Source organism: Paraburkholderia fynbosensis (assembly GCF_902859935.1).
Classification (GTDB): Bacteria; Pseudomonadota; Gammaproteobacteria; order Burkholderiales; family Burkholderiaceae; genus Paraburkholderia; species Paraburkholderia fynbosensis.
On record NZ_CADIKI010000001.1, the window covers coordinates 287,966 to 314,853 of the forward strand.

27 protein-coding genes are annotated in these 26,888 nt (G+C 63.8%); 13 read left to right on the forward strand and 14 right to left on the reverse strand.

Features of this window, described 5'->3' with window-relative positions:
• Positions 1-98: 98 nt before the first annotated feature.
• Positions 99-611, reverse strand: coding sequence for an Rrf2 family transcriptional regulator (locus tag HV770_RS01230; RefSeq protein ID WP_175157729.1), 513 nt, complete (start codon positions 609-611; stop codon positions 99-101).
• Between the two features lie 302 nt (positions 612-913).
• On the opposite strand from HV770_RS01230, the gene HV770_RS01235 reads away from it, so the two are divergent.
• Positions 914-1,453, forward strand: coding sequence for a group III truncated hemoglobin (locus HV770_RS01235; protein ID WP_175157730.1), 540 nt, complete (start codon positions 914-916; stop codon positions 1,451-1,453).
• 95 nt (positions 1,454-1,548) lie between these two features.
• On the opposite strand, the gene moaE is transcribed toward HV770_RS01235, so the two are convergent.
• From moaE to HV770_RS01265, 6 genes are all read right to left on the reverse strand, one after another.
• Positions 1,549-2,025 (reverse strand): molybdopterin synthase catalytic subunit MoaE, encoded by a 477-nt coding sequence (moaE, locus tag HV770_RS01240; protein ID WP_175157731.1) that lies wholly within the window; start codon positions 2,023-2,025, stop codon positions 1,549-1,551.
• 44 nt (positions 2,026-2,069) lie between these two features.
• A complete protein-coding gene (moaD, locus tag HV770_RS01245; protein WP_175157732.1) occupies positions 2,070-2,327 on the reverse strand; it encodes a molybdopterin converting factor subunit 1 in 258 nt (85 codons plus the stop codon).
• A gap of 34 nt (positions 2,328-2,361) precedes the next feature.
• Complete coding sequence (locus tag HV770_RS01250; RefSeq protein WP_175158014.1) at positions 2,362-3,606, reverse strand: molybdopterin molybdotransferase MoeA; 1,245 nt, start codon at positions 3,604-3,606, stop codon at positions 2,362-2,364.
• Positions 3,607-3,801: 195 nt separating this feature from the next.
• On the reverse strand, positions 3,802-5,253 hold the full coding sequence (gene thrC / locus HV770_RS01255) for a threonine synthase (RefSeq protein WP_175157733.1): 1,452 nt from the start codon (positions 5,251-5,253) through the stop codon (positions 3,802-3,804).
• Positions 5,254-5,260: 7 nt separating this feature from the next.
• Positions 5,261-6,592, reverse strand: coding sequence for a homoserine dehydrogenase (locus tag HV770_RS01260; protein ID WP_121318409.1), 1,332 nt, complete (start codon positions 6,590-6,592; stop codon positions 5,261-5,263).
• Between the two features lie 91 nt (positions 6,593-6,683).
• Positions 6,684-7,931, reverse strand: coding sequence for a pyridoxal phosphate-dependent aminotransferase (locus tag HV770_RS01265; RefSeq protein ID WP_281366189.1), 1,248 nt, complete (start codon positions 7,929-7,931; stop codon positions 6,684-6,686).
• A gap of 602 nt (positions 7,932-8,533) precedes the next feature.
• Between HV770_RS01265 and HV770_RS01270 the strand changes: the two genes are divergently transcribed.
• From HV770_RS01270 to HV770_RS01325, 12 genes are all read left to right on the forward strand, one after another.
• Positions 8,534-8,908, forward strand: a complete 375-nt coding sequence (locus HV770_RS01270) for an Mth938-like domain-containing protein (RefSeq protein WP_175158015.1) — start codon at positions 8,534-8,536, stop codon at positions 8,906-8,908.
• A 355-nt stretch (positions 8,909-9,263) separates the two neighbouring features.
• Entirely contained in the window at positions 9,264-10,985 is a 1,722-nt protein-coding gene (locus HV770_RS01275; protein ID WP_175157735.1) for an ArnT family glycosyltransferase, read from the forward strand.
• A 25-nt stretch (positions 10,986-11,010) separates the two neighbouring features.
• Positions 11,011-11,382, forward strand: coding sequence for an SMR family transporter (locus HV770_RS01280; protein WP_168665191.1), 372 nt, complete (start codon positions 11,011-11,013; stop codon positions 11,380-11,382).
• Positions 11,383-11,629: 247 nt separating this feature from the next.
• The gene (locus tag HV770_RS01285; protein WP_175157736.1) at positions 11,630-12,781 is read left to right on the forward strand and encodes a DegT/DnrJ/EryC1/StrS family aminotransferase; all 1,152 of its coding nucleotides are present in this window, start codon (positions 11,630-11,632) and stop codon (positions 12,779-12,781) included.
• Positions 12,782-12,787: 6 nt separating this feature from the next.
• Entirely contained in the window at positions 12,788-13,831 is a 1,044-nt protein-coding gene (locus HV770_RS01290) for a glycosyltransferase (RefSeq protein WP_175157737.1), read from the forward strand.
• The gene (locus HV770_RS01295) at positions 13,828-14,763 is read left to right on the forward strand and encodes a formyltransferase (RefSeq protein ID WP_175157738.1); all 936 of its coding nucleotides are present in this window, start codon (positions 13,828-13,830) and stop codon (positions 14,761-14,763) included. The genes HV770_RS01290 and HV770_RS01295 overlap by 4 nt, the downstream gene beginning before the upstream one ends.
• Positions 14,760-15,806, forward strand: a complete 1,047-nt coding sequence (locus HV770_RS01300; RefSeq protein WP_175157739.1) for a bifunctional UDP-4-keto-pentose/UDP-xylose synthase — start codon at positions 14,760-14,762, stop codon at positions 15,804-15,806. The genes HV770_RS01295 and HV770_RS01300 overlap by 4 nt, the downstream gene beginning before the upstream one ends.
• A gap of 12 nt (positions 15,807-15,818) precedes the next feature.
• A complete protein-coding gene (locus tag HV770_RS01305) occupies positions 15,819-16,712 on the forward strand; it encodes a polysaccharide deacetylase family protein (protein ID WP_175157740.1) in 894 nt (297 codons plus the stop codon).
• 153 nt (positions 16,713-16,865) lie between these two features.
• A complete protein-coding gene (locus tag HV770_RS01310; protein WP_175157741.1) occupies positions 16,866-17,327 on the forward strand; it encodes a peroxiredoxin in 462 nt (153 codons plus the stop codon).
• Positions 17,328-17,674: 347 nt separating this feature from the next.
• Positions 17,675-19,528 (forward strand): PhoH family protein, encoded by a 1,854-nt coding sequence (locus tag HV770_RS01315; RefSeq protein WP_175157742.1) that lies wholly within the window; start codon positions 17,675-17,677, stop codon positions 19,526-19,528.
• Positions 19,529-19,731: 203 nt separating this feature from the next.
• Entirely contained in the window at positions 19,732-20,964 is a 1,233-nt protein-coding gene (locus tag HV770_RS01320) for a C40 family peptidase (RefSeq protein ID WP_175157743.1), read from the forward strand.
• A 116-nt stretch (positions 20,965-21,080) separates the two neighbouring features.
• Positions 21,081-21,887 (forward strand): SDR family oxidoreductase, encoded by an 807-nt coding sequence (locus HV770_RS01325; RefSeq protein WP_175158016.1) that lies wholly within the window; start codon positions 21,081-21,083, stop codon positions 21,885-21,887.
• A gap of 155 nt (positions 21,888-22,042) precedes the next feature.
• On the opposite strand, the gene HV770_RS01330 is transcribed toward HV770_RS01325, so the two are convergent.
• The 7 genes from HV770_RS01330 to rpsF form a co-directional block, all read right to left on the reverse strand.
• Positions 22,043-23,053: an inorganic phosphate transporter gene (locus HV770_RS01330; RefSeq protein ID WP_168665200.1), complete on the reverse strand. Its 1,011-nt coding sequence runs from the start codon at positions 23,051-23,053 to the stop codon at positions 22,043-22,045.
• The gene (locus HV770_RS01335; protein ID WP_175157744.1) at positions 23,053-23,679 is read right to left on the reverse strand and encodes a DUF47 domain-containing protein; all 627 of its coding nucleotides are present in this window, start codon (positions 23,677-23,679) and stop codon (positions 23,053-23,055) included. Before HV770_RS01335 ends, HV770_RS01330 begins: the two co-directional genes overlap by 1 nt.
• A 114-nt stretch (positions 23,680-23,793) precedes the next feature.
• The gene (locus HV770_RS01340; RefSeq protein ID WP_168665202.1) at positions 23,794-25,179 is read right to left on the reverse strand and encodes a replicative DNA helicase; all 1,386 of its coding nucleotides are present in this window, start codon (positions 25,177-25,179) and stop codon (positions 23,794-23,796) included.
• A 133-nt stretch (positions 25,180-25,312) separates the two neighbouring features.
• Positions 25,313-25,765, reverse strand: a complete 453-nt coding sequence (rplI, locus tag HV770_RS01345) for a 50S ribosomal protein L9 (protein WP_121318443.1) — start codon at positions 25,763-25,765, stop codon at positions 25,313-25,315.
• Positions 25,766-25,792: 27 nt separating this feature from the next.
• Positions 25,793-26,068 carry a 30S ribosomal protein S18 gene (gene rpsR / locus HV770_RS01350; RefSeq protein WP_007182109.1) on the reverse strand — a complete coding sequence of 92 codons (276 nt, stop codon included), beginning with the start codon at positions 26,066-26,068 and terminating at the stop codon, positions 25,793-25,795.
• A 2-nt stretch (positions 26,069-26,070) separates the two neighbouring features.
• The gene (gene priB, locus HV770_RS01355; protein ID WP_121318445.1) at positions 26,071-26,370 is read right to left on the reverse strand and encodes a primosomal replication protein N; all 300 of its coding nucleotides are present in this window, start codon (positions 26,368-26,370) and stop codon (positions 26,071-26,073) included.
• Positions 26,371-26,421: 51 nt separating this feature from the next.
• Positions 26,422-26,796, reverse strand: a complete 375-nt coding sequence (gene rpsF / locus HV770_RS01360; protein ID WP_006048823.1) for a 30S ribosomal protein S6 — start codon at positions 26,794-26,796, stop codon at positions 26,422-26,424.
• Between the last annotated feature and the right edge of the window lie 92 nt (positions 26,797-26,888).

Sequence of the window (26,888 nt, forward strand, 5' to 3'; positions counted from 1 at the left end):
ATGAGGCGTTTTATTCAGGTTTCAAGCACTTTTTCGCGTCCAGCGGCAACTATTTAACATTTGAGCGAAACAACTGTCCGCGCCCCGTTTGAGGCCGCCTACGCACCGCCGTCGGCCGGCGCTGACGCCGGCATCGGCGCCGACGCGACCGGTAAGATCGGGATCGCACCGTTCATGCCGAGCAGCGCGGCCAGTGCGCCTTGCGGCTGCGTGATTTCGCCGATCGTATGCCGGTCGAGCTCGGCGAGAAAAGCATCGCGCGCCGCCTGAAGCGCCGCGCGCAGACGGCATTGCGGCGAAATCACACAGGGCCGGTGCTCGCCACGCTGGTCGGGCATGCAGGCGACCAACGCGAAGTCACTTTCGGTCGCGCGCACCACCTCGCCGACGGTCAAATCACGGATATGTTCGACAAACCGCAGACCGCCGTTGCGCCCTCGCACGGTCTCGACCCAGCCGCGTTCCGCGAGTTGCTGCACGACCTTCATCAGATGGTTGCGGGATATCCCGTAGGCTTGCGAAATATCCTGAATCGTCGACAACGCATTCCCCTGGACGGCGAGGTACAGCAGGACGCGTAGTGAGTAATCCGTATAATCGGTCAGTCGCATAGGACAGGTCACGAAGGGCGCAAGCCGCGATCCTGGAGATAACCGCGTCGATGCAAGGGTTGCCGGTGGCCGCCGCTTCACCCTAAGATGCAGGCAATAAGCATGTTTGGTGATTTTGCCTCGACAGGCGGCGTTGATGTGCCGGTAGTAATGGTAACGTTTCCCGCCTCGGTCATTCGTAAGAAAAGCAGGGTATTCGCCGCCCTCTTCCTTTCTTCGCGAACGGTTTCACGCCACGCCTGGTCGCCCGTGGCGCCCGTGTGACGCGCCACCATCTGCAGCCGCCTTTTTCTGGAATCAGCATGAATCCGTCTTTTCCCGCCGCGCCCGCGGTCGAGCGCGCCGCCGAGCCGACCGAAGCGAACATCCGCGAACTCGTGTACGGCTTTTACGATCGCGTGCGCGCCGATCCGCTGCTCGGTCCCGTGTTCGACGCCACGCTGGCAGGCCGTTGGGACGATCATCTGCCGAAGATGTGTACGTTCTGGGGCAGTCTCGTGCTGGGTGCGAAGCAGTACCGCGGCAACGTGCAGCAGGCGCATCAGCCGCTTGACGGGGTCGAACCGCAGCACTTCAGCCGCTGGCTGTATCTGTTTCTGGATACGGTCGAGTCCCGCTATCAGCCGGCTGCGGCAGTGCGCTTCATGGAACCGGCGCTGCGTATCGCGCAGAGCCTGCAGTTGAGCCGCTTCGGTTGGGATTACAAGATTCCGGCGGAACAGCAGGCGCTGCTCGAACGCGTGGCGCCGAAGCGTCCTCCGCATGACGACGCCGCCCATGCCGCACGTCCGGCGGGCGAGCCGTTTCCAACGCGGATTATCGGTCAACCGCGCGACGAGTAAATGACAAGGGGCGTCGTGTGTGCTCGGCACACCCGGTGCACATTGAGCGCGTGCTGGGACCGTGGCTCACCCAGCCCATCCGTGCTCCGGCGCGGCTACTCCTGCGATTGATTCCCCGAGTCGATACCCCACCGCGCCAGCGCGGCGTCGTCGGCGACGCGAGCGTCTACCCAGCGCTCGCCACTCCCCGTCCTCTCTTTCTTCCAGAACGGCGCCTGGGTCTTCAGATAATCCATCACGAATTCACACGACGCGAACGCGTCGCCGCGATGCGCGGCCGTCGTCGCCACCAGCACGATCTGGTCGAGCGGATATAGCTTGCCGACCCGATGCACGATCAGCACCTCGATGCCCGGCCAGCGCTCGCGCGCATTCACGACGATCGCCTCCAGCGACTTCTCCGTCATGCCGGGGTAATGTTCGAGCTCCATGGTCTCGACCGTGCTGCCGTCGTTCAGATCACGTACGGTGCCGACGAAACACGCAACCGCGCCGACCTTCGGATTGCGCGCGCGCAACGCGGCCACCTCGGCGCTGAGGTCGAAGTCTTCGGTCTGGACGCGAACGGGCATCGGCGGCTCCTGGGCGGGTTGAGGACAGGTGAGCGGCGTCTCGCCTAGCCGCCGGTAACGGGCGGGAAGAAAGCGACTTCGCAGCCGTCCGTGACGCGGGTGCCAGCGCCCGTCATCACATGGTTGCAGGCCATGCGCAGCGCGCGGCCTTCGGCGAGCGTCTCGGCCCAGATGCCGCCGCGCACGCGCAGCCAGGCGCGCACGTCGCCGACGGTCGCGATGCCGTCGGGCAGATCGACGGTTTCGTCGGCCAGGTTGAGCGCTTCGCGCACGCTCGCAAAATAGCGGAGTTCAATTTTCATCGGAATGTCACCGGTCTGCGATGCATGGTCGGCCTCAGTTCAGCAATTCGGAAAAGGGAATGAAGCGCACGCTCTCGCCAGCGCTGATCGCGTGATTTGGCGGATTGTCGATCAGGCCGTCGCCCCAGACCGTCGAAGTCAGCACGGCCGAGCTCTGATTCGGAAACAGATCGAGGCCACCGGTTTCGTTGATCCGCGCACGCAGGAATTCGTTGCGGCGGTCGGCCTTGCTCTGCGTGAAGTCCGCGCGCAGCGACAGCGCACGCGGCGCCACGGTTCGCGCACCGGCAAGGCTTAGCACGAACGGACGCACGAACAGCAGGAAGGTGGCGAAGCTGGACACCGGATTGCCCGGCAGGCCGATGAAGAAGGTTTCCGCCGACGCCGGTGCCGATGCCCCCGCACTCGCGCGCGATGCGGCACGGCGCACCGCGCCGAAGGCGAGCGGCTTACCCGGCTTCATTGCGATCTGCCACATCGACAGACGCCCTTCCGCCTCCACAGCCGGCTTCACATGATCTTCCTCGCCCACCGAGACGCCGCCGCAGGTCAGGATCAGATCGTGAGCCTCGGCGGCCTCGCGCAGCGTCGCGCGGGTCGCGTCGAGCTTGTCGGCGACGATGCCATAGTCGGTTATCTCGCAGCCGAGCTTCGCCAGCAGACCTCGCAGGGTGAAGCGATTCGAGTTGTAGATCGCACCGGGCTCGAGCGGCTCGCCCGGCATGGTCAGCTCATCACCGGTGAAAAACACGGCGACCTTGACGCGCCGCCGCACCTCGAGCTGCGCGCAGCCGACCGACGCCGCCAGCCCCAGCGCCTGCGGCGAGAGCCGCGTGCCGGCCGGCAGAATGACCGAGCCGCTGCGGATGTCCGCGCCCTGCGCCGTGATCCATTCGCCGGCTTGCGGGGTGTGGAGAATTGTGACCTGATCGCCGGCGGCTTCGGTTTGCTCCTGCATCACGACCGCGTCCGCGCCGGGCGGCACCGTCGCGCCGGTGAAGATGCGCGCCGCGGTGCCGGGCTGCAATGGCGTGGGCGCGTGGCCCGCGGGAATGCGTTGCGACACCGGCAGGCGGCTCGCGCCCTCGCGTGCGAGGTCCGCGGCACGGATCGCGTAGCCGTCCATCGCGCTGGTGTTCATCGGCGGCACGTCGAGCGGCGACGTGACGTCGGCCGACAGCACGCGGTTCAGCGCCTCGAGCGTGGGAATGGATTCAGTGCCGTCGATCGGGCGCGCGGCGCCAAGCAGGGTCGCCAACGCTTCGGCGGTGGCGAGCATGGCAGCGCGGGGCGTTGGTGTGGACATCTCTGGTGTCGAAGCCGCAGATTAAAAGAACATTGTAGCGGTCGATGCCGTCGGCCTGGGCGGCCGGGCGTGAGGCGCGGGTTCGGCTTGGTGCGATGCGGCGCTGTGCGGTGCGGCGTGTGCGCTGCGCGAGCCCCCCGGACGCACGCAGCGCGACAACCACCCGGGTTACTCGCCCGTGTTCGCCACGACGAAGTCCTTCACGCGCCGCACATCGGCCGGCAGCACTTCGAAGCGCTGCGGCAACGATTCGAGCCCCGAGAACGCAGCCGGCCGCTCCGGTTCGCGCAGCAGCGCTTCACGGATCGTCTCGCCGAACTTGATCGGTTGCGCGGTCTCCAGCACGATCATCGGAATGCCCGGCTGCAAATGCTCGCGCGCCACTTTCAGACCGTCGGCCGTGTGCGTGTCGATCATCGTGTCGTAACGCTCGAACACGTCGCGGATCGTCTCCACGCGGGAATCGTGGCTGCTGCGGCCCGACACGAAACCGAACTCGTTCACGCGCACGAAATCGCCGCTCGCCGCGAGGTCGAAACCGCCCTTCTCCTCGACGTCGCGGAATAGTTGCAGCACGCGAGCCGGATCGCGGCCCAGCAGATCGAACACGAAGCGCTCGAAGTTCGACGCCTTCGAAATGTCCATGCTCGGGCTGCTCGTGTGATACGTCTCGGCCGCCTTGCGCACGCGATAGATGCCGGTGCGGAAGAACTCGTCGAGCACGTCGTTTTCGTTGGTTGCGACAACCAGCTTCTCGATCGGCAGACCCATCATGCGCGCGATGTGACCCGCGCACACATTGCCGAAATTGCCCGACGGCACCGTGAACGACACGCGCTCGTCGTTCGACTTCGTCGCCGCGAAGTAGCCCTTGAAGTAATAGACGACCTGCGCGACGACACGCGCCCAGTTGATCGAATTGACCGTGCCGATCTTGTACTTCGCCTTGAACTCGTGATCGTTCGACACCGCCTTGACGATGTCCTGCGCGTCGTCGAACACGCCTTCAACGGCGATATTGAAGATGTTCGGGTCTTGCAGGCTGTACATCTGCGCGGTCTGGAACGCGCTCATCTTCTTGTGCGGCGACAGCATGAACACGCGAATGCCCTTCTTGCCGCGCATCGCGTATTCGGCGGCGCTGCCGGTGTCGCCCGAGGTCGCGCCGAGAATGTTCAGCGTCTCGCCGTGCTTGGCCAGCGCGTACTCGAACAGGTTGCCGATCAGCTGCATCGCCATGTCCTTGAACGCGAGCGTCGGACCGTTCGACAGTTCCAGCAGCGACAGCGGCGCGCCGTTCTCGACGCCCAGAGTTTTGAGCGGCGTGATCTGCGCGGCGCTCTCGTCGTCGCGCACGTTGCAGTACGTCGCGGCCGTGTAGGTCTTGCGCGTGAGCGCGCGCAGATCTTCGGCGGGAATGTCGTCGCTGAATTTCGACAGGATCTCGAAGGCGAGGTCCGCGTAAGGCAGCGTGCGCCAGCGCGTCAGTTCGTCGGCGCTGACGCGCGGGTATTCGGCCGGCAGGTACAGGCCGCCGTCTTTCGCGAGACCGCCCAGCAGGATGTCCGAAAAGGTGTGGCGCTCGCCGGCTCCGGCGCCGCGCGTGGAGAGGTAGTTCATAGTGGGCCTAGTTCAGCGCTTCCATGCGCAGCTTCGTGACTTGCGAGACGACGGTCTTCAGCGCTTCGATCGTTTTGATCGCGGCGTTGACATGCTTTTCGACCGTTTCGTGCGTGATCAGGATGATGTCGGTTTCGCCCTTGCCGTTCGCGTCGACCTGCTCCGATTCCTTTTGCAGCAGCGCGTCGATCGAGATGCCGGTGTCGGCCAGAATGCGCGTGATGTCGGCCAGCACGCCGGTCACGTCCGCCACCCGCAGACGCAGGTAGTAGCCGCTCGTCACTTCGTCGATCGGCAGGATCGGCGTGTTCGACAGGCTGTCCGGCTGGAACGCGAGATGCGGCACGCGATGCTCCGGGTCAGCCGTATGCAGGCGCGTCACGTCGACCAGATCGGCCACCACGGCCGAGGCCGTCGGCTCCGCGCCCGCACCCTTGCCGTAATACAGCGTCGTGCCGACCGCGTCGCCATGCACGACGACCGCGTTCATCGCGCCTTCCACGTTCGCGAGCAGGCGCTTTTCCGGAATCAGCGTGGGGTGCACGCGCAGTTCGATGCCCTTCGCGGCGCGGCGCGCGATGCCCAGCAGCTTGATGCGGTAGCCGAGTTCCTCGGCGTACTTGATGTCGATCGCGGCGAGCTTGCTGATGCCTTCGACGTACGCGCGGTCGAACTGCACCGGCACGCCGAACGCGATCGCGCTCATGATCGTTGCCTTGTGGGCGGCGTCCACGCCTTCGATGTCGAAGGTCGGATCGGCTTCGGCATAACCCAGTTCCTGCGCGGCCTTCAGCGCGGTCGCGAAGTCGAGCCCGCGGTCGCGCATCTCCGAAAGGATGTAGTTCGTGGTGCCGTTGATGATGCCCGCGATGTACTGGATGCGATTGGCCGTCAGCCCTTCGCGCAGCGCCTTGATGATCGGAATGCCGCCCGCCACCGCCGCTTCGAACGACACCATCACGCCGTTGGCGCGCGCCGCTTCGAAAATTTCGGTGCCGTGCACCGCGAGCAGCGCCTTGTTGGCGGTGACCACGTGCTTGCCGTTCTTGATCGCGCGCAGCACGAGCTCACGCGCCACGCCGGTGCCGCCGATCATTTCGGCCACGATATCGATCGACGGATCGTCGACCACCGCGTTGAAGTCATCGGTCAGCGCCACGGTGCCGGCTTGCGTGCCGAGCGCCGCCGTCGCCTTGGCGGGATTGCGCACGGCGATGCGCGCAATCTCGATGCCGCGCCCCGCGCGGCGTTTGATTTCTTCCTGATTGCGACGCAGTACCGTAAAGGTGCCGCTGCCTACCGTGCCGAAGCCCAGCAGTCCAACTTTGATCGGTTCCATGCAGCGTGTGTTTTCGAGTAGGTGATTAAAAAGAGACGAGTCTCGGTGGCGCGCGGAGCAGTGCTTGCCGCGCCGTGCGCCCCATTGTGCGTTAGGCCGTGTGACGTTTGCGGTAGCCGTCGAGGAAACGCGCGATCCGGTTGATCGAATCCGCGAGGTCGTCCACGTTCGGCAGGAACACGACGCGGAAGTGATCCGGCGTCTTCCAGTTGAATCCGGTGCCCTGCACGAGCAGCACGCGCTCTTCGAGCAGCAGATCGAGGATGAACTGCTGGTCGTCCTTGATCGGATACACCTTCGGATCGAGGCGCGGGAACATGTACAGCGCCGCTTCGGGCTTCACGCAGCTCACGCCGGGGATAGCCGTCAGCATGTCATACGCGAGTTCACGCTGCTTGTACAGACGCCCGCTCGGCACGATCAGGTCGTTGATGCTCTGATAGCCGCCGAGCGCGGTCTGGATCGCGTACTGGCCGGGCACGTTCGGGCACAGCCGCATCGACGCGAGGATGCCGAGACCCTCGAAATAATCCTTGCCGTGGCGGCGGTTCTCGCCGGTCAGGCCCGAGATGAACATCCAGCCGGCGCGGTAGCCGCACGAGCGGTAGCTCTTCGACAGGCTGTTGAACGTGACCGTGAGCACGTCTTCGGAAAGCGCGGCCATCGACGTGTGCGTCTTGCCGTCGTAGACGATCTTGTCGTAGACCTCGTCGGCGAAGATCACGAGGCCGTGCTGGCGGGCGATTTCGATGAGACCGAGCAGCAGTTCGTCCGAGTACAGCGCACCGGTCGGGTTGTTCGGGTTGATGACGACGAGCGCGCGCGTGTTCGGCGTGATTTTCGCGCGGATGTCGTCGAGGTCGGGCATCCAGCGGTTCGACTCGTCGCAGATATAGTGCACCGGCGTGCCGCCCGCGAGGCTCACGCCAGCCGTCCACAGCGGGTAGTCGGGCGCGGGCAGCAGCACTTCGTCGCCGTCGTTCAGCAGGCCCTGCAGTGCCATCACGATCAGCTCGGACGCGCCGTTGCCGATGTAGATGTCATCCAGCTCGACGCCGTGCACGCCCTTTTGCTGCGTGTAATGCATGATCGCCTTGCGCGCGGCGAACACACCCTTGGAGTCCGAATAGCCGGACGAGCCCGGCAGATTCAGAATCATGTCCTGAATGATTTCGTCGGGCGCTTCGAAGCCGAACGGCGCGAGATTGCCAATGTTCAGCTTGATGATGCGGTGGCCCTCTTCTTCGAGCCGCTTCGCGTGTTCGAGGACGGGCCCGCGAATGTCATAGCAAACATTCAGCAACTTGTTGGATTTGAGAATCGGTTTCACGGCGGGCACTTCATCCTGGTTGATAAGCTTGGCGGACAGACACGGGCTAAAAAGACCAGGCCGGGCAAGTTCGCCGTACGGGGAATATGGAACGCGCAGGTCGGCGACGGCCGCCGAACGCGGATCCGGCCGCTCTGTCGAGCCGCCGTTGCGCGCCACAGCCGGCGTGCTTTCTTGAGCACACCTGCGTGCCGTTTTGCGGTGTTCGACTGCGGTTTCACCTGCGCCCGCTGGTCGCGCCTAGGGCAGATTGCGCCGGCACAGCCGCGAAACGAACAAAAATCGGACGAAAAGCGGGCAAAACAGCCAAAAACGGAAAGAAAACCGGCGATAGCGGGCAAAACCAGGGGCAGGTAGCCGGTGGGCCGCGCCAGCGAGCTCAGCGCGGCTTATGGCGGCACATGAGCGAGGGGGCGCCGCAAGGCGGCTAAAAAGTTATAATTTAGCGGATTTTGGCCGACTTCCGCAATGCACCAACCGCATCGGCAAGCCTTTTCGGCCCCTTCTTCTTTTTGGCCCCTTGTGTCCAATCGCGTGGAACCGCCCTGCTGGCTCCGTCCCACCAGGCCGCCAACACGCATGATGTCTCACGACGACTTCGGAAAACCAATTTGAAATTACATCAGGATTCCAGCGGCGCCCTCAACACCGTCACCGGCTATGGCGCCGACTATGTCGAAATCAATGCGGTCCGCCATTCGGGCAGCCTCCTCGTGCTGCCGGAGGCGCCCGTCATCCCCTGGCCCGTCTCTTCTTTCGACCAGCTGAGCGCCGAGCACTTTGCGATGCTGATCGATGCCGCACCCGAAGTGGTCATATTCGGCAGCGGCGAGCGGCTGCGCTTTCCGCACCCGCGCCTGACGGCCGCGCTCACCGCGAAGCGCATCGGCGTCGAAACGATGGACTTCAAGGCCGCCTGCCGCACCTACAACATTCTGATGGCCGAGGGCCGCAAAGTTGCCGCCGCGTTGCTGATCGAGGCGTAGCACCGGAGCGGGGTTGCGCGGCGGTACGGGCGCGGCATAGCCGTGGCGTCGTCCAGCCCCGCTTCCCAGGGGTGCCGCGCCGCCCTTGCGCTCTCGCCGCATCACGGCCGATCACGTACACTGCGCGCCATCGGTGTGGTGCCGGCAAATCGCGCCTGGTCATGCGTAGCATCTTACCGCGTCGGACCCGGCAGCCGACGCCCGCGCGCCCACCGCCGAAGCCGACTGCGGCGGGCGCGACGCCGCAGCTCCGCACGCAGTGCTCCGCGAATGGCCGCCCCGCGAACGACCGTTCGCCGTTTCCAGATAACATCGCGTCGCCGCCCACGCGGCGTCGCCATAAAGGTTGAAATTCATGAACGATACGCCGTCGAGGCTACCGCTCAACCGCACCACGATCCTGCTGCTGGTGCTGGCTCTCGCCGTGATCTGGTTCGTGCCGCTCGGCTGGCGCCATCTGCTGCCGAGCGACGAAGGCCGCTATGCCGAAATGGCGCGCGAGATGTTCGTCACCGGCGACTGGATCACGCCGCGCTACAACGGCTACAAGTACTTCGAGAAGCCGCCGCTGCAAACCTGGGCGAACGCGCTCACGTTCGCCTGGTTCGGCATCGGCGAGTGGCAGGCGCGCCTGTACACCGCGCTGACGGGCTTCGCCGGCGTGCTGCTGATCGGCTTCACCGGCGCGCGCGTGTTCAACGCGGCGACCGGCGTATTCGCCGCGATCGTGCTGGCGTGCTCGCCGTACTGGAATCTGATGGGCCACTTCAACACGCTCGACATGGGCCTGTCGTTCTGGATGGCGCTGACGCTCTGTGCGCTGATGCTCGCGCAACGTCCCAACCTGCCGAGCTCGTGGGTGCGCGGCTGGATGTGGGTGTGCTGGGCGTCGATGGCGCTGGCGGTGTTGTCCAAGGGGCTCGTCGGCGTGATCCTGCCGGGCGCCGTGCTGGTGCTCTACACGCTGATCGCGCGCGACTGGGCATTGTGGAAACGCCTGCATGTGATCGGCGGCCTGATCGTATTCTTCGTCATCGTCACGCCGTGGTTCGTGCTGGTGCAGCAGCGCAATCCGGAATTCCTGAACTTCTTCTTCATCGTCCAGCAGTTCAAGCGCTATCTGACGCCCGAGCAGAACCGCCCCGGCGCGTTCTACTACTTCGTGCCGGTGCTGCTGGTGGGCTTTCTGCCGTGGCTGTCGGTGACGCTGCAAAGCGTGCGCCACGCCTGGCGCACGCCGCGCCAGCCGAACGGCTTCGCGCCGGTCACGCTGATGCTCGTGTGGATCGCTTTCATCTTCCTGTTCTTCAGCGCCTCGCATTCGAAGCTGCTCTCCTATACGCTGCCGATCGCCCCACCGATCGCGCTCCTGATCGGCATGTATCTGCCGCTCGTCACGCGCGACCAGTGGCGCCGGCATCTGGCGGGCTACGCGCTGTTTCTCGTCGTCGCCGCGTTTGCCGCGCTGTTCATGACGCGTCTGGGCAGCGCGCGCAACCCGGCCGAGCTGTACGCCGAGTACCGTGGCTGGGTGCTCGGCGCGCTCGGCGTCGCGTTCGCGCTCACGCTCGGCGCGCTGTGGCTGAACCGCCGCAGCCGGGCCGGCAGCCTCGGTGCGATCGCCTGCTTCGGCGCGGCGTGGCTCCTGCTCGGGACGATCGCCGGCACCGGTCACGACGTGTTCGGCCGCCTTAGCTCCGGCGCGCCGCTCGCCCCCGCGATCAAGGCCCAGCTCGCGAAGCTGCCCGCGGATACGCCGTTCTATTCGGTCGGCGTGCTCGACCACACCCTGCCGTTCTATATCGACCACACGATGATCATGGTCGAGCATCCCGACGAACTGGCGTTCGGCGTGTCCGTCGAACCGCAGAAGTGGGTGCCGTCCATCGACGCATGGATCGAACGCTGGAAGGCAGAGCGCTACGCGCTCGCGCTGATCCCGCCGCCGACCTACGAGCGCCTCGTCAAGGAAGGCCTGCCGATGCAGGTGATCGCGCGCGATTCGCGCCGCGTGGTGGTGATGAAACCGCTCGCGGCGGCCGACGCGCCGGCGGCCGTGGAAAAACCACAACAATGACCCCATCTCAGGATTCAATCGTTCGATGAACCCGATTTCCCTCTTTTGCATCCTCGCCGGCGTGACATTGAACGCCGCCGCGCAGTTGCTGCTCAAAGCCGGCACGAATGCCGTTGGACACTTCGAATTCACCCGTGCGAACATCCTGCCCATCGGCTGGCGGCTCGCAACCCAGCCGCCGCTCATCGCGGGGCTCGCGTGCTATGTGGTGAGCCTGGTGGTCTGGGTGGTAGGGCTGTCGCGAGTGGACGTGTCGATCGCCTATCCGATGCTGTCGCTCGGCTATGTGGTAAACGCGTTCGCGGCGTGGTACCTGTTCGGCGAAGTGTTGTCGGTGCAGAAGCTGGTCGGGATCGGCATCATCCTGCTCGGCGTAGTCATCGTCGCGCGCAGCTAGACGCGAACGCCGCCGCTGCGTGCTGGCGAAAACGTTTTTTGCCGTTTATCGTCCGCGCCGGACTGGCGCGGGCCGGCCTGAGCAAGATACCGTCAGCGCAGCCTGCGGACGGACCAAGCATGACCTAAGGTTGATCGCAGTATGCTGTGCGGTTGCGCATTTTTCGCCGCCGCCTTGGGTTTGCGCGTAGTTTGTGGTTTACTTCGCGCCCTTCGGGTAGCGCCCCTTTCAATCGAGCGAAGCATTCATGAGCCAGTCAACAGTCCCGTTTTTGCCGTTTGTCAAACCTGAAATCGATGAAGAAACGATTCAGGGCGTCGCCGACGTGCTGCGCTCCGGCTGGATCACCACCGGTCCACAGAACCAGAAGTTCGAGGCGGCGCTGTCCGAGTTCTGCGGCGGCCGTCCGGTGCGCACGTTCAACTCCGGCACGGCGACGCTGGAGATCGGGCTGCGCATTGCCGGCGTGGGCGCGGGAGACGAAGTCATCACGACGCCCGCCTCCTGGGTCTCGACCAGCAACGTGATCCTCGAAACCGGTGCTACGCCGGTGTTCGTCGACATCGATCCGGTGACGCGCAACATCGACCTCGGCCTGCTCGAAAAAGCCATCACCCCGCGCACGAAGGCACTGCTGCCGGTGTTTCTGTCCGGCCTGCCGGTCGACATGGACCGCCTCTACGCGATCGCCCGCGCGCACAAGCTGCGCGTCATCGAAGATGCCGCGCAGGCCTTCGGTTCGACGTGGAACGGCGAGCGCATCGGCAAGCTCGGCGACATCGTGTCGTTCAGCTTCCACGCGAACAAGAACCTGACCTCGATCGAAGGCGGCGCGCTGGTGCTGAACAACGAGGAGGAAGCCGTGCTGGCCCAGAAATACCGGCTGCAAGGCATCACCCGCACGGGCTTCGACGGCATGGACTGCGACGTGCTCGGCGGCAAATACAATCTGACGGACGTCGCCGCGCGCGTCGGCCTCGGCCAGCTGCCGCATCTCGAGCGCTTTCTCGAACAGCGCAAAAAACTCGTGCGTGCGTATTTCGCGGGCTTCGAAGGCGGCGCGGCGGTGAAACTGGGCGTCGGCCTGCCGTTTGCCGACTTCGGCAACAGCAACTGGCACATGTTCCAGATCACGCTGCCGCTGGAAAAACTCTCGCTGGACCGCGCCGGCTTCATGGCGCAACTGAAGGAACGCGGCATCGGGTCGGGCATGCATTACCCGGCGATCCATCTGTTCACGCTGTATCGTGCACTCGGCTTCAAGGAAGGCATGTTCCCGCATGCGGAGCGCTTCGGCGCGAGCACCGTCACGCTGCCGCTCTTCACGTTGATGAACGAAAGCGACGTGGCGCGCGTCTGCCGCGCGGTCAATGAAATTTGCGAACAATACGGAAAATAAGCGGAAATGATTTATTCGGAACATCGCGCCGCCGCACCGGAAGTGTCGATCATCATCCCGGTGTACAACGAGGAAGCGGGGCTGGCCGCGCTGTTCGCGCGCCTCTATCCGGCGCTCGACGCGCTCGGCACCCGTTACGAAGTGATCTTCATCAACGACGGCAGCCGCGACAAATCCGCCGCCCTGCTCGCCGAGCAATTCCGCGCGCGGCCCGACACCACCCGCGTGATTCTGCTGAACGGCAATTACGGCCAGCACATGGCGATTCTTGCGGGCTTCGAACAGTCGCGCGGCGAGATCGTCATCACGCTCGACGCCGACCTGCAGAACCCGCCGGAGGAAATCGGCAAGCTGGTGTCGAAGATGCGCGAAGGCTTCGATTACGTCGGCACGATCCGTCTGCAACGCCAGGACAGCCTGTGGCGCCGCAAGGCGTCGCGCGCGATGAACCGGTTGCGCGAGCGCATCACCCGCATCAAGATGACCGACCAGGGCTGCATGCTGCGCGCGTACAGCCGGCACATCATCGACACGATCAATCGCTGCGGCGAAATCAACACCTTCATTCCGGCGCTCGCGTACACGTTCGCGCAGAATCCGGTCGAAATCGAAGTCGCGCACGAAGAGCGCTTTGCCGGCGAATCGAAGTATTCGCTGTACTCGCTGATCCGCTTGAATTTCGACCTCGTCACCGGCTTCTCGGTGGTGCCGCTGCAATGGCTGTCGTTCATCGGCGTGATCCTGTCGCTTGGCTCCGCCGCGCTGTTCGTGCTGCTGCTGATTCGCCGCTTCATCATCGGCGCGGAAGTGCAAGGTGTGTTCACGCTGTTCGCTATCACCTTCTTCCTGCTCGGCGTGATCATCTTCGCGCTCGGCCTGCTCGGCGAGTACATCGGCCGGATCTACCAGCAGGTACGCGCGCGGCCGCGCTATCTGGTGCAAACCATACTTGAGCAGCGCGACGGCGCGGCCGTCGCCGAAGTGCCGCGCCAGGCCGTCGTGCAGGCGGTGCAAGCCGCGCCGCTGATCGATCAGGGGCCGACGCCATGAACCCGCGCGCCGTCGTATTCGCCTATCACAACGTCGGCGTGCGCTGCCTGCAGGTGCTGCTCGCGCGCGGTGTGGACGTGGCGCTGGTCGTCACCCACGAAGACAACCCGAGCGAAAACATCTGGTTCGGCAGCGTGGCCTCGGTCGCGGCCGAGCACGGCATTCCGGTCATTACGCCGGCCGATCCGAAGAGCGCGGAGTTGCGCGCCGCGCTCAGCGCCGCGCGCCCGGACTTCATCTTTTCGTTCTATTACCGCCACATGTTGCCGGTCGACCTGCTCGCGCTCGCCGCACGGGGCGCTTACAACATGCATGGCTCGCTGCTGCCGAAATACCGCGGCCGCGTGCCGACCAACTGGGCGGTGATCCACGGCGAGACCGAAACCGGCGCGACGCTGCACGAAATGGCCGCCAAGCCCGACGCGGGCGCGATCATCGCGCAGACGCCGGTGCCGATCCTGCCCGACGACACCGCCGCGCAGGTGTTCGACAAGGTCACGGTCGCCGCCGAGCAAACCCTGTGGCGCGTGCTGCCGGCACTGCTGGCGGGCGAAGCGCCGCATTTGCCGAACGACCTCGCGCACGGCAGCTATCACGGCGGACGCAAACCGGAAGACGGCCGAATCGACTGGAGCCAGCCCGCGCAGCAGGTCTACAACCTGATTCGCGCGGTCGCGCCGCCCTATCCCGGCGCGTTCACCGATCTCGACGGACACCGCTTCATCGTCGCCCGCGCACGGCTGGCCGCGCCCGGCGCGCTCCGTCCGGATTTGCCGCCGGGCCTGCACGTAAGCGATAATGCCTTTTTTGCGATCTGCGGCGACGGCCGCTCGATCATCATCCACGAATTGCGGCACCAGCACGACGGCGGCGAAACTGTCGTCAGCCCGGCGGCATTCGCCCAGCTCATCCAAACTCCCCGACCTTCATGAAAAAAGTCCTGATTCTGGGTGTGAACGGCTTCATCGGCCATCACCTGTCCAAACGCATTCTCGAAACGACCGATTGGGAAGTCTTCGGGATGGACATGCAGACCGAACGTCTGGGCGACCTCATCAATCACGAGCGGATGCACTTCTTCGAAGGCGACATCACGATCAACAAGGAGTGGGTCGAGTATCACATCAAGAAGTGCGATGTGATCCTGCCGCTGGTCGCGATCGCCACGCCCGCCACCTACGTGAAGCAGCCGTTGCGCGTGTTCGAGCTGGACTTCGAGGCGAACCTGCCGATCGTGCGTTCGGCCGTCAAGTACGGCAAGCACCTCGTGTTTCCGTCGACCTCCGAGGTCTATGGCATGTGCACGGACGAGCAGTTCGATCCGGAAGAATCGCAACTGTCGTACGGCCCGATCAACAAGCCGCGCTGGATCTACGCGTGCTCGAAGCAGTTGATGGACCGCGTGATCTGGGGTTACGGCATGGAAGGCCTGAACTTCACGCTGTTCCGTCCGTTCAACTGGATCGGCCCGGGCCTCGACTCGATCTACACGCCGAAGGAAGGCAGCTCGCGCGTGGTCACGCAGTTCCTCGGACACATCGTGCGCGGCGAGAACATCAGCCTCGTCGACGGCGGTGCGCAAAAGCGCGCGTTCACGGATATCGACGACGGCATCGGCGCGCTGATGAAGATCATCGAGAACAAGGACGGCGTCGCCACCGGCAAGATCTACAACATCGGCAACCCGATCAACAATTTCTCGGTGCGCGAACTCGCGCACAAGATGCTGACGCTCGCCGCCGAATTCCCCGAATACGCGGACACGGCCAGACAGGTGCAACTGATCGAAACGTCGTCGGGCGCGTACTACGGCGCCGGCTACCAGGACGTGCAGAACCGCGTGCCGAAAATCGACAACACGATGCAGGAACTCGGCTGGGCGCCCAAGTCGACCTTCGACGAAGCGCTGCGCAAGATTTTCGAAGCGTATCGCGGCCATGTCGGCGAAGCCCGCGCGCTCGTCGAACAGCAATAAGGGCGGATCGCCTTGGCTCGTATCGTCCTGAAGATCGACGTTGACACGCTGCGCGGCACCCGCGAAGGCGTGCCGAATCTCGCGCGCATCTTTGATCGTTTCAAGGCGCGCGCCACCTTCCTCTTCAGCCTCGGTCCCGACCACACCGGTTGGGCGATGCGCCGCGTGTTGCGGCCGGGCTTTCTGAAGAAGGTGTCACGCACTTCGGTGGTCGAACACTACGGTGTCAAGCAATTGATGTACGGCGTGCTGCTGCCCGGTCCGGACATTGGGGCCAAGGCAGCCGCCGAGATGCGCGCGATCCACGAAGCCGGTTTCGAATGCGGCATCCACACGTGGGATCATGTGTACTGGCAGGACAACGTGCGCTCGAAAGACCGCGCGTGGACCAGCGCGCAGATGCAGAAAAGCCATGACCGTTTCGTCGAGGTGTTCGGCGGTTCGCCGGCCACGCACGGCGCGGCGGGCTGGCAGATGAACGGCCATGCGTTCGAGCAGATCGACGCTTGGGGCATGCGGTATGCGTCCGACGGGCGTGGCCACTCGCCGTATCTGCCGGTGGTCGGCGGCAGGACGCTCAGCCACGTGCAGATGCCGACCACGCTGCCCACGCTCGACGAAGTGCTTGGCGTGGACGGGGTCGATGAACACAACGTCGCGCAATGGATGCTCAAGCATACGGCCAGTAATCCGCACGACCAGGTGTTCACGTTGCACGCGGAACTCGAAGGGCAAAAGCTCGCGCCGATTTTCGAACAGCTGCTGGAAGGCTGGCGCGCGCAAGGCCATACCTTCGCGACGATGGGTGATTACTACGCCGCGCTAGACCGCAGCACGCTGCCATCGTACCCTGTTACGTGGGGCGAAATTCCAGGGCGTTCCGGCGAACTGATCGTCCAGCCCTGAGCGACGGATCGGCGGCCAAGCCTGACCACCCGGACGGAACCACAACCGGAATCGCCACCGCCGCGCGCAGGCGCCCACCTCCCCATAAGCCTCGATGCCAGGCCGACGCCACCGCACTAAAACGGCGCCGGCCATAACAAACCGGAGAACCTCGTGTCCATCGCAGTCGACCAACCCGTCCCCGACTTCACCGCCCCCGCTACCGGTGGCGAGATCACGCTGTCCAAGCTGCGGGGCAAGAAGGCGGTGCTGTATTTTTACCCGAAGGACAACACGCCGGGCTGCACGACGGAAAGTCTGCAATTCCGCGATCTGTATCCGAAGTTCAGGAAGGCCGGCGCGGAAATCATCGGCGTGTCGCGCGACAGCCTGCGCTCGCATGACAATTTCAAGGCCAAGCTCGAACTGCCCTTCCCGCTGATCTCCGATCCGGAAGAAAACCTGTGCGCACTCTTCAATGTCATCAAAATGAAGAAAATGTATGGCAAAGAAGTACGGGGAATCGAGCGCTCCACGTTCCTCATCGACGCTGAAGGGGTGCTGCGCGAGGAGTGGCGCGGCGTGAAAGTGCCCGGCCATGTCGACGATATTCTGGTGGCTGTACAAGCGCTTTGAGGCGCGTTATATTGGGTTGCAATGAGTGCCTGTCCACCCCACATTTTCCTCCGCTGCACCCGACTTGACGGCCCCTCCACCGGGACCGTGGGAGTCGTGAGGCGCAACGCGAGCACCCTAGGCGAGCCGCTTGCCCCGTACTCCGGGGCGGCGGCTTTTTTAATTGCGCGCAACCGTTCGTTCACTCGGCCGCGCGCTTGCATCAAGGAGCCGATCGAAGACCAGGCGAACCGGCATCTCTAGACCGAATGCGCGCCTCCGGACGCAAACTGCGTGCGCATCCACTGGCACCGGCAGAATGCGACAGGCGGCGCACGATATGCGACCCGATTAATTCGAGGGAAACCATGCCTTTGCCTACTCCCCCCAGCAAGCTCGGCAATCTCCTGCCGCCTGACGAATACAAGGCCAAAGCCGCCGCGCCGGCGCGCTCCGCCGCGAAGAAACAGGCTGGCGCCGGGGAAGCCGCAGAGTCGGCCGATTACGGCCGCGCGAACGTCGCCGCACCGATGGCGCAGGCGGCGAACGCCGCAACGACACTGCGGCCTGTGCCCGTAGCATCCGCGTCGCCTGCCGCGGCCGAAGCCGCAGCGCCGGCGCGCAGCCGCAGATCGAAGCAGACCGCTGCGCTGTTGCAGCCGGTGCCGGCCGCCCGTCCGCAAGCCGAACCGGCCACGCCCGCGGCTCATCCGCAGCCGGTGGTCGCGCGTGCGCCGAGCGCGAAGCAGCCCGCAGCCGACACGCCGGTTGCGGCGCCAAGCACGCGTGGCACTAGCAAGAAACGCGGCGCGGGCGCCGAAGCGCTCGAAGTCCAGAAACTCTTCGTGCTCGACACTAACGTGCTGATGCACGATCCGAGCTGCCTGTTCCGTTTCGAGGAACACGACGTCTATCTGCCGATGATGACGTTGGAAGAACTCGACAATCACAAGAAGGGCATGTCGGAAGTCGCGCGCAACGCTCGCCAGGTGAGCCGCACGCTGGACGCGCTGGTGGCGAACGCCGGCAACATGTCCGACGGCATTTCGCTCGCCCGTCTGGGCAGCCGCGAGGCGTCCGGGCGCCTGTACTTCCAGACCAAGCTCACCGCGATCGAGCGGGTCGAAGGTCTGCCGGAAGGCAAGGCCGACAACCAGATTCTCGGCGTGGTGCGCGCGCTGCAGCGCGATCGCGCGGATCGCCAGGTCGTGCTGGTGTCGAAAGACATCAACATGCGCATCAAGGCGCATGCGCTCGGACTGCCGGCCGAAGACTATTTCAACGACCAGGTGCTCGAAGACAGCGACCTGCTGTACTCGGGCATCCGCGCGCTGCCACAGGATTTCTGGACGAAGCACGCGAAGGGCATGGAGAGCTGGCAGGACACCAAGACCGGTACCACGTATTACAGGGTGACGGGTCCGCTGTGCGCGTCGATGCTGGTCAACGAGTTCGTCTATCTGGAGCCGCAAAACGGCGAACCGGCGTTCCATGCGCTGGTGCGCGAGTTGAACGGCAAGACGGCACTGCTGCAAACGCTGCGTGACTACGGCCACCACAAGAACAATGTGTGGGGCATCACGGCGCGCAATCGCGAGCAGAATTTCGCGCTGAACCTGCTGATGAATCCGGAAATCGACTTCGTCACGCTGCTCGGCCAGGCGGGCACCGGCAAGACGCTGGTCGCGCTCGCGGCCGGCCTTGCGCAGGTGCTCGACGACAAGCGCTACAACGAGATCATCGTGACGCGCGCGACGGTGCCGGTCGGCGAAGACATCGGCTTCCTGCCGGGTACGGAAGAGGAAAAGATGCAGCCGTGGATGGGCGCATTCGATGACAACCTCGAAGTCCTGCAGAAAACCGACGACGCCGCTGGCGAATGGGGCCGCGCCGCGACGCAGGAGCTAATCCGCTCGCGCCTGAAGGTCAAGAGCATGAACTTCATGCGCGGCCGTACGTTCGTGGACAAGTATCTGATCATCGACGAGGCACAGAACCTGACGCCGAAGCAGATGAAGACGCTGGTCACGCGCGCGGGTCCGGGCACGAAGATCATCTGTCTGGGCAATATCGCGCAGATCGATACGCCTTACCTCACCGAAGGCAGTTCGGGGCTGACGTACGTGGTCGATCGCTTCAAGGGTTGGGCGCACAGCGGGCACGTGACGCTGGCGCGCGGCGAGCGCTCGCGCCTCGCCGACTACGCGTCCGAAATCCTCTAAATTTCAGTTAGTTAGCTATACCTCGAAGCCGCGTCCGGAAGATTCCGGACGCGGCTTTTTTACGTCCTCGTACTGAACGGGCAACACTTAGCGCACGATGTTCAAGTAATTTATCAACAATTCTTGCCCGCGCCATGTGCGGCGGGCTACCATCCGGACATCGTCGTTCAGTCAACGAGTGTTTAACGCTCGCCTTGTTTGCCATGCGCCGTCTCGCCTTTTCGCTGCTGTCCCTCCTGCTGCTCGCCGCCTGTGCCGACGCGCCGCAGAAGACGTCGCGCGGGTCGGGCAGCTCGGTCGTGGTGGCGAACGGCGCGTATCATGCGCCGCCGCCCGGCTTTCCGCATTTCGTCGATCACAGCATCGGCCGCGAAGAAATCTCGATTCAGGCGATGAGTCTGGTGGGCGTGCCCTACCGCTGGGGCGGCAATACGCCCGATAGCGGCTTCGATTGCAGCGGGCTGGTTCGCTATGTGGTGCTGCGTGCCGCGTCGGTGAATCTGCCGCGCACCACGGCGGACATGAGCGGACGCGGCGAATCGATCGAACCCGACGAGATCGCGCCCGGAGATCTGATCTTCTTCAACACGACCGGCCGCGCCCATTCGCATGTCGGCATTTATGTAGGGAAGCTGCGCTTCGTCAATGCACCGTCGACTGGTGGCACGGTGCGACTCGACTATCTGACCAATCCTTATTGGGCCAAGCGTTTCGACGGCATTCGCCGGGTGGCCGCCCCGGCAGCGGCACCCGTGCCGTTCGATACGCCGAATTATCAGGCTGCGGCGCCGCAGCCGGAAAGTGGCGCGCCGGTGACGCGGGCCACGCCAGCGTATGCCGGCTCGACGACGGCAACCGCGCCAGGAGTCGGAGTCGGAGCCGGAGCCGCGGTTGCGAATTCGGGCTATGTTGCCGCGTCGCCGGTGACGCAATCGGCGGGCCGGCCGCAGCAAACGGCCCGCGTTGCCGCGACGCCGGCCGCGCCGTCGACAGCGGCGGCTCAGCCGGTCGTGACGACCGCCTCGGCCGGAACGGCCACCGTGCAAGCCGACCCATTCGAGCCACCGCCGCCGGGCATGAGCGCGGCGCAAATCCAGGCCCGCGCGGCGGGCGCCGTGGCACCGACAGCCATCCCGGCTGCCCAGGCGAGCGCGTATGATGCCCCGGTCGGCCCACCGGTTCAACCAGCGACAGCCTCGCAAACGGTCCCACGAACCACGGCCGCTCACGCGCCGGACGCCATCGACGCCGCCGCCGATGCGTTCGAGCCTCCGCCCCCCGCGGCGGTGGCCACGCGTCAGGCCCGGCAGGCACAGCAAGCCGATGCCAATGGCAGCGTGCAGATCATGCGCGCGTCCACGTCCTCGCGTAGCGTACCGGCCCCCAACCAGACCAACGACGATCCGATCGCCCGCTTCGCCAACGGCAACTTCTGACGCGCAGTTGTAGCCGCACCATCGAGCGGTCCCGCGGTATCGCAGAGCCGAGGGGGCACAGCAACGCCGCCGATCTGCTATCGTCATCGATATTCTTCCGACAGCGGGTGGTGACGATGGATCTCGGGCTGAAAGACAAGGTGGTGTTGATCACGGGCGGCAGTAAGGGAATCGGCTTCGCCTGCGCCCGAGCATTCGCTCAGGAAGGCGCCAAAGTCGCGATCGTGTCGCGCGACCCCGCCAATCTCGCGCGCGCCTACGAGCAATTGAAGCAGGAAGGCTTGCACGTGCACCGGACTCGCGCCGATCTGCACGAACCGCACAGCGCCGCCGATATCGTCGAAGAAGTCAGCACCGCGGTGGGCCCGATCGACGTCCTGATCAACAGCGCCGGCGCGGCGCGTCGCTATGACCCGGAAACGCTCGATGCCGACGCGTTCAGGGCGACGATGGAAGCCAAGTATTTTCCGTACATCTATCCGCAGCAGGAAGTGCTGCGCCGCATGGCCGAGCGCGCGAAGACCGGCGGCGGCGCGGAGCCGGGCACGATCGTCAACATCATCGGCATGGGCGGCAAGATGGCGAGCGACATCCATATCGCCGGCGGCGCCGCGAATGCAGCGCTGATGCTCGCTACTGTCGGCCTCGCCCACTACTACGCGCGCTACGGCATCCGCATCAACGCGATCAACCCGGGAGCGACGCTGACCGAGCGCGTCGAGGAAGCGGTCAAACTGGAAGCGGCGCAACAAGGCATCGAGAACGCGGACGCGCTGGCGCGCGGACAGGCCCGGGTGCCGCTCGGACGCTATGCAAAACCGGAGGAGATTGCCGACGTCGCGCTGTTTCTGGCGAGCCGCCGCGCGAGCTATGTAACGGGCGCGATTGTCCCGATGGACGGGGGCAGCGCGCCGCTCATTTGAGCGGCGCGCTGCACGTTACAACGTATGGGCGACGACTGCGTACCGAGGGTGCGAGCGTCGTTCGTGCTTTAGAGCCGCGGCGAGCGCCCCACGCGTCGTCAGCGGTGCACGCACCACGCCACGCACAGGCCCGCGCGCCGCAGCCGCTCAAGGAATTACAGAAAATGGTGGCCAAACCACCAGGCCGCCGCGGACAGCACTGCCGAGGCCGGAATCGTCAGAATCCACGCCCAGACGATGTTGCCGGCCACACCCCAACGCACCGCGCTGAGCTTCTGCGTTGCGCCCACACCGACGATCGCGCCGGTAATCGTATGCGTGGTGGACACCGGAATGCCGAGCCACGACGCAGTAAACAGCGTGATCGCCCCGCCCGACTCCGCGCAAAAACCGCCGACCGGCTTGAGCTTAGTAATTTTCTGGCCCATCGTGCGGACGATCCGCCACCCGCCGAACAGCGTGCCGAGGCCCATCGACAGATAACAGCCGCCGATTACCCATAGCGGTGGCGCGTCCGCGGACGCCGACGCGATGCCGGTCGCGATCAGCAGCATCCAGATAATGCCGATGGTTTTCTGCGCATCGTTGCCGCCGTGGCCGAGGCTATATAAACCTGCGGACACCAGTTGCAGACGCCGGAAACGACGGTCGACCTTGCTTGGCGGCGTGCGGAAATACATCCACGACACCGCCAGCATAAAGAACGAGCCGAGCACGAAGCCCAGCAGCGGCGAGATGAAAATGAACGCCACCGTCTTGAGCAGGCCGTCCATGTTGAGCGAGCCCCAGCCCGACTTGGCGAGCGCGGCGCCCACCAGCCCGCCGATCAGCGCATGCGACGAACTGGACGGGATGCCGTAAATCCAGGTGATGACGTTCCAGCCGATCGCGCCGACCAGCGCGCCGAAGATCACGTAGTGGTCGACGATGTTGGGATCGATCGTGCCTCGGCCGACGGTCGCGGCCACTTTCAGGTGAAACACGAAATACGCGATGACGTTGAACGCCGCCGCGAAGGCCACCGCCTGCTGCGGCTTCAGCACGCCAGTGGAAACGACCGTGGCGATCGAATTCGCCGCGTCGTGGAAACCGTTCATGAAGTCGAAAATCAGCGCGACGGCGACCAGGCCGGCAACGACCCAGATGGCGAGTTGTATCGATTGCATTATGCGTTTTCCAGCACAATGCCTTCGATGATGTTCGCTACATCTTCACATTTGTCCGTGATCGTCTCGAGCAATTCGTAGATTGCTTTCAGCTTGATCAGGGTCTTGACGTTGTCTTCCTCGCGGAAGAGCTTGGACATTGCCGAGCGCAGCACACGGTCGGCTTCCGATTCCAGACGGTCGATTTCCTCGCACGCCTTGAGAATCTGGCTAGCCTGCTTCATGTCCGACAGCAGGCTGACTGCGAACTGCACGCGCTCCGACGTTGCCGTGCAGATGTGCGCGAGCTGGCTGGCTTCCGAGGTCACCGCCTGCACGTCGTACAGCGAGATAGCGGTGGCGACGTCCTCCATCAGATCGAGGATGTCGTCCATCGTGGTGATCAGCTTGTGGATCTCATCGCGGTCGAGCGGCGTGATGAAGGTCTTGTGCAGCAGGTCGATGGTTTCGTGCGTGAGCTTGTCAGCGGCCTTCTCGGCTTTTTGCACGTTTTGCTTATGGGTTTCCGCCTCTTGCAGATTGTCAATCAGCAGTTCGAGTTCGCGGCTCGCCGAGACGATACATGCTGCGTGTGCATTGAAAATTTCAAAGAACTTGCCCTCGGTGGGCATGAATCGACCGAACATTGGGATCCCGAAAATTGGTCACGTAATGGCTGACATAAAACCGCCATATTGTACCGTTGCGGGGCTTGTGTCGCACTTTGAAAGCGCCGTTACAACAGGCGCCTGTTTGTAGCTTTACTCGCTGTAGAAATTCTGCGCACCGGCAAAATTGTCGAACTTCGTAAATTGGCCATGGAACGTCAGCCGTACGGGGCCAATCGGGCCATTCCGCTGTTTACCGATGATGATTTCGGCGGTGCCCTTGTCCGGGCTGTCCGGGTTATAGACTTCGTCGCGGTAAATGAACAAGATCACGTCCGCGTCCTGCTCGATAGCGCCGGATTCACGCAGGTCGGACATGATGGGTCGCTTGTTGGGGCGTTGTTCCAGACCTCGGTTGAGCTGCGACAACGCGATCACCGGCACGTCGAGTTCTTTGGCGAGACTCTTTAGCGAACGGGAGATTTCCGAAATTTCAGTCGCGCGGTTTTCGCCGGACGACGACCCGCTCATCAGCTGCAGGTAGTCGATGATGATCAGACCCAGCTTGCCGCACTGGCGCGACAGTCGGCGTGCGCGCGAGCGCAATTCCATGGGGTTCAACCCGCCGGTTTCGTCGATGAAGATTTGCGCTTCGCTCATTTTCTGCACCGCGTGCGTGAGCTTGGGCCAATCCTCGTCGGTCAGACGGCCGGTTCGCATACGGTGCTGATCCAGCCGGCCGACGGAGCCGAGCATACGCATCGTGAGCTGCGAGCCCGGCATTTCCATCGAGAACACGGCGACCGGCAGACCATACTCGACCGCCACATATTCGCCGATGTTCATCGAAAACGCCGTTTTACCCATCGACGGACGCCCGGCGACGATGATCAGCTCGCCGCCGTGCATGCCTGACGTCATGCGATCCAGATCGACGAAGCCGGTCGGCGTGCCGGTCACATCGCTCGGGTTCGCGGTGTGATACAGCGTGTCGATGCGCTCGACCACTTCGGTCAGCAGCGGCCCGATTTCCAGGAAGCCCTGGGTCCCGCGCGCGCCGTCTTCAGCGATCGAAAACACCTTCGATTCGGCTTCGTCCAGCAATTGCCGGACTTCCTTGCCTTGCGGATTGAATGCATCGGCCGAGATTTCGTCGGCGACCGACACCAGCCGGCGCAACACCGCGCGATCGCGCACGATTTCGGCGTAGCGGCGAATATTGGCCGCGCTCGGCGTGTTCTGCGCCAGTGCGTTCAGGTAGGCGAGACCGCCGACCTCTTCCGCCTTGCCCGAGGTGCCGAGCGCCTCGTACACGGTGATCACGTCGGCCGGACGCGTCGCCGCGATCAGCTTGCCGATGTGCTCGAAGATGATGCGGTGGTCGTAGCGGTAAAAATCGCTCTGCGAGAGGAAGTCGGCGATGCGGTCCCATGCCGCGTTGTCGAGCAGCAGGCCGCCCAGCACCGATTGCTCGGCCTCGATCGAATGCGGCGGGACTTTCAGCGACTCGAGTTGGGGATCTTTGGACGGTGCGTTCATGGAGTGGAATTATCGGGTAATCGGGCGGCCGGGGCGAGCGCAAAAACGAAAAAAACGGGCACAAAAAAAGCAGGGGCCGGTTACCCGGCCCCTGCCCTTCGCCAGCACCATCCTGGCAGGTACTAGCTGATGCTTAGACGTGTTCGCCGATCACAGCCACCGTCACATCGACCAGAACGTCGGTGTGCAGCGAAACTTGAACTGCGTGGTCGCCGACCGTCTTCAGCGGGCCTTCCGGCAGACGCACTTGCGCCTTTTCCACTGCGAAGCCTTGCTTGACCAGTGCGTCAGCGATGTCGGCGTTCGTCACCGAGCCGAACAGACGGCCGTCGACGCCAGCCTTCTGGCCGATCTGAACCGTCGAACCTGCCAGCTTTTCGCCTTGAGCCGAAGCGGCCGCCAGCTTTTCAGCAGCGACCTTTTCGAGTTCTGCACGACGCACTTCGAATTCAGCCAGGGCTTCCTTCGTTGCACGGCGAGCTTGCTTGTTCGGGATCAGGAAGTTACGAGCGTAGCCGTCCTTGACCTTCACGATATCGCCCAGGTTGCCCAGATTGACGACTTTTTCCAGAAGAATGATTTGCATTCGGATGCTCCTTATCGCGTCGTCGGGTTAGGCCTTGTGCTGGTCGGTGTACGGCACCAGCGCGAGGAAACGTGCGCGCTTGATTGCCGTATCCAGCTGGCGTTGATAGTGCGACTTCGTACCCGTGAGACGCGCCGGCGTGATCTTGCCGTTTTCGCCGATGAAGTCCTTCAGCGTTTCGAGGTCCTTGTAGTCGATGTGATCGACGCCAGCGGCCGTGAAACGGCAGAACTTCTTGCGCTTGAAGAGCGGATTTTGTTGCTGACGACGCTTGTCGAATTTCTTACCAGTCGGGCGGGGCATGTTCAGTCCTTTCCAATGTCCTGCAATGCTGTGATGTGAAATACCAGAGTTCTTGCGTTGCGGTGCTTTTTTGCCAGAAAGCCTGTGAAGAGCGTTTCCACGCCCATCGGACAGCTTTCCAGCCTGCCGCTCGCTTCGCCTGCTGCGACTGCCTGCATGGTCAGTTCGACCTGGCGGGCAATACCCGCTTCGACGACTTCCGTGCGATGCTGCAACGTGCATCCTGCGATCGGAACGCCGGCGGGGGTGTACCGCACCGGTTCGCGTTCGACGACGCTGGCCGTGAGTTGCAGCCGGTTCATGAAGCCTTTGGCGAAAGCGACGCTTGGGTCTGGTAGCTTAAATAGTGTGTCTTAAGCCTGCGCTTCGGACGGTTGCGTAGCAGCCGACTTCTTGGCTTCTTCGCGCTGCACTTCCTTCATCATCGGCGACGGGCCGGTTTCGGCCTTCTTCATCTTGACGATCAGGTGACGCAGAACAGCGTCGTTGAACTTGAATGCGTGTTCCAGCTCGTCGAGCGTGGTTTGGTCGCATTCGATGTTCATGCAGACGTAGTGAGCCTTCGCGAGTTTCTCGATCATGTAGGCCAGTTGGCGACGGCCCCAGTCTTCGATACGGTGGATCTGGCCACCGTGCGAGGTGATCGTGGACTTGTAACGCTCGATCATGGCGGGCACTTGCTCGCTCTGATCCGGGTGCACGATAAATACGATTTCGTAATGACGCATATTCACTCCTTGTGGATTAAAGCCACCCGGGCGTCGGAACCGGTGCGGCAAGTGAGAAGCCAAAGAGTGTAACTCGAATGGGGCCGGGCTGC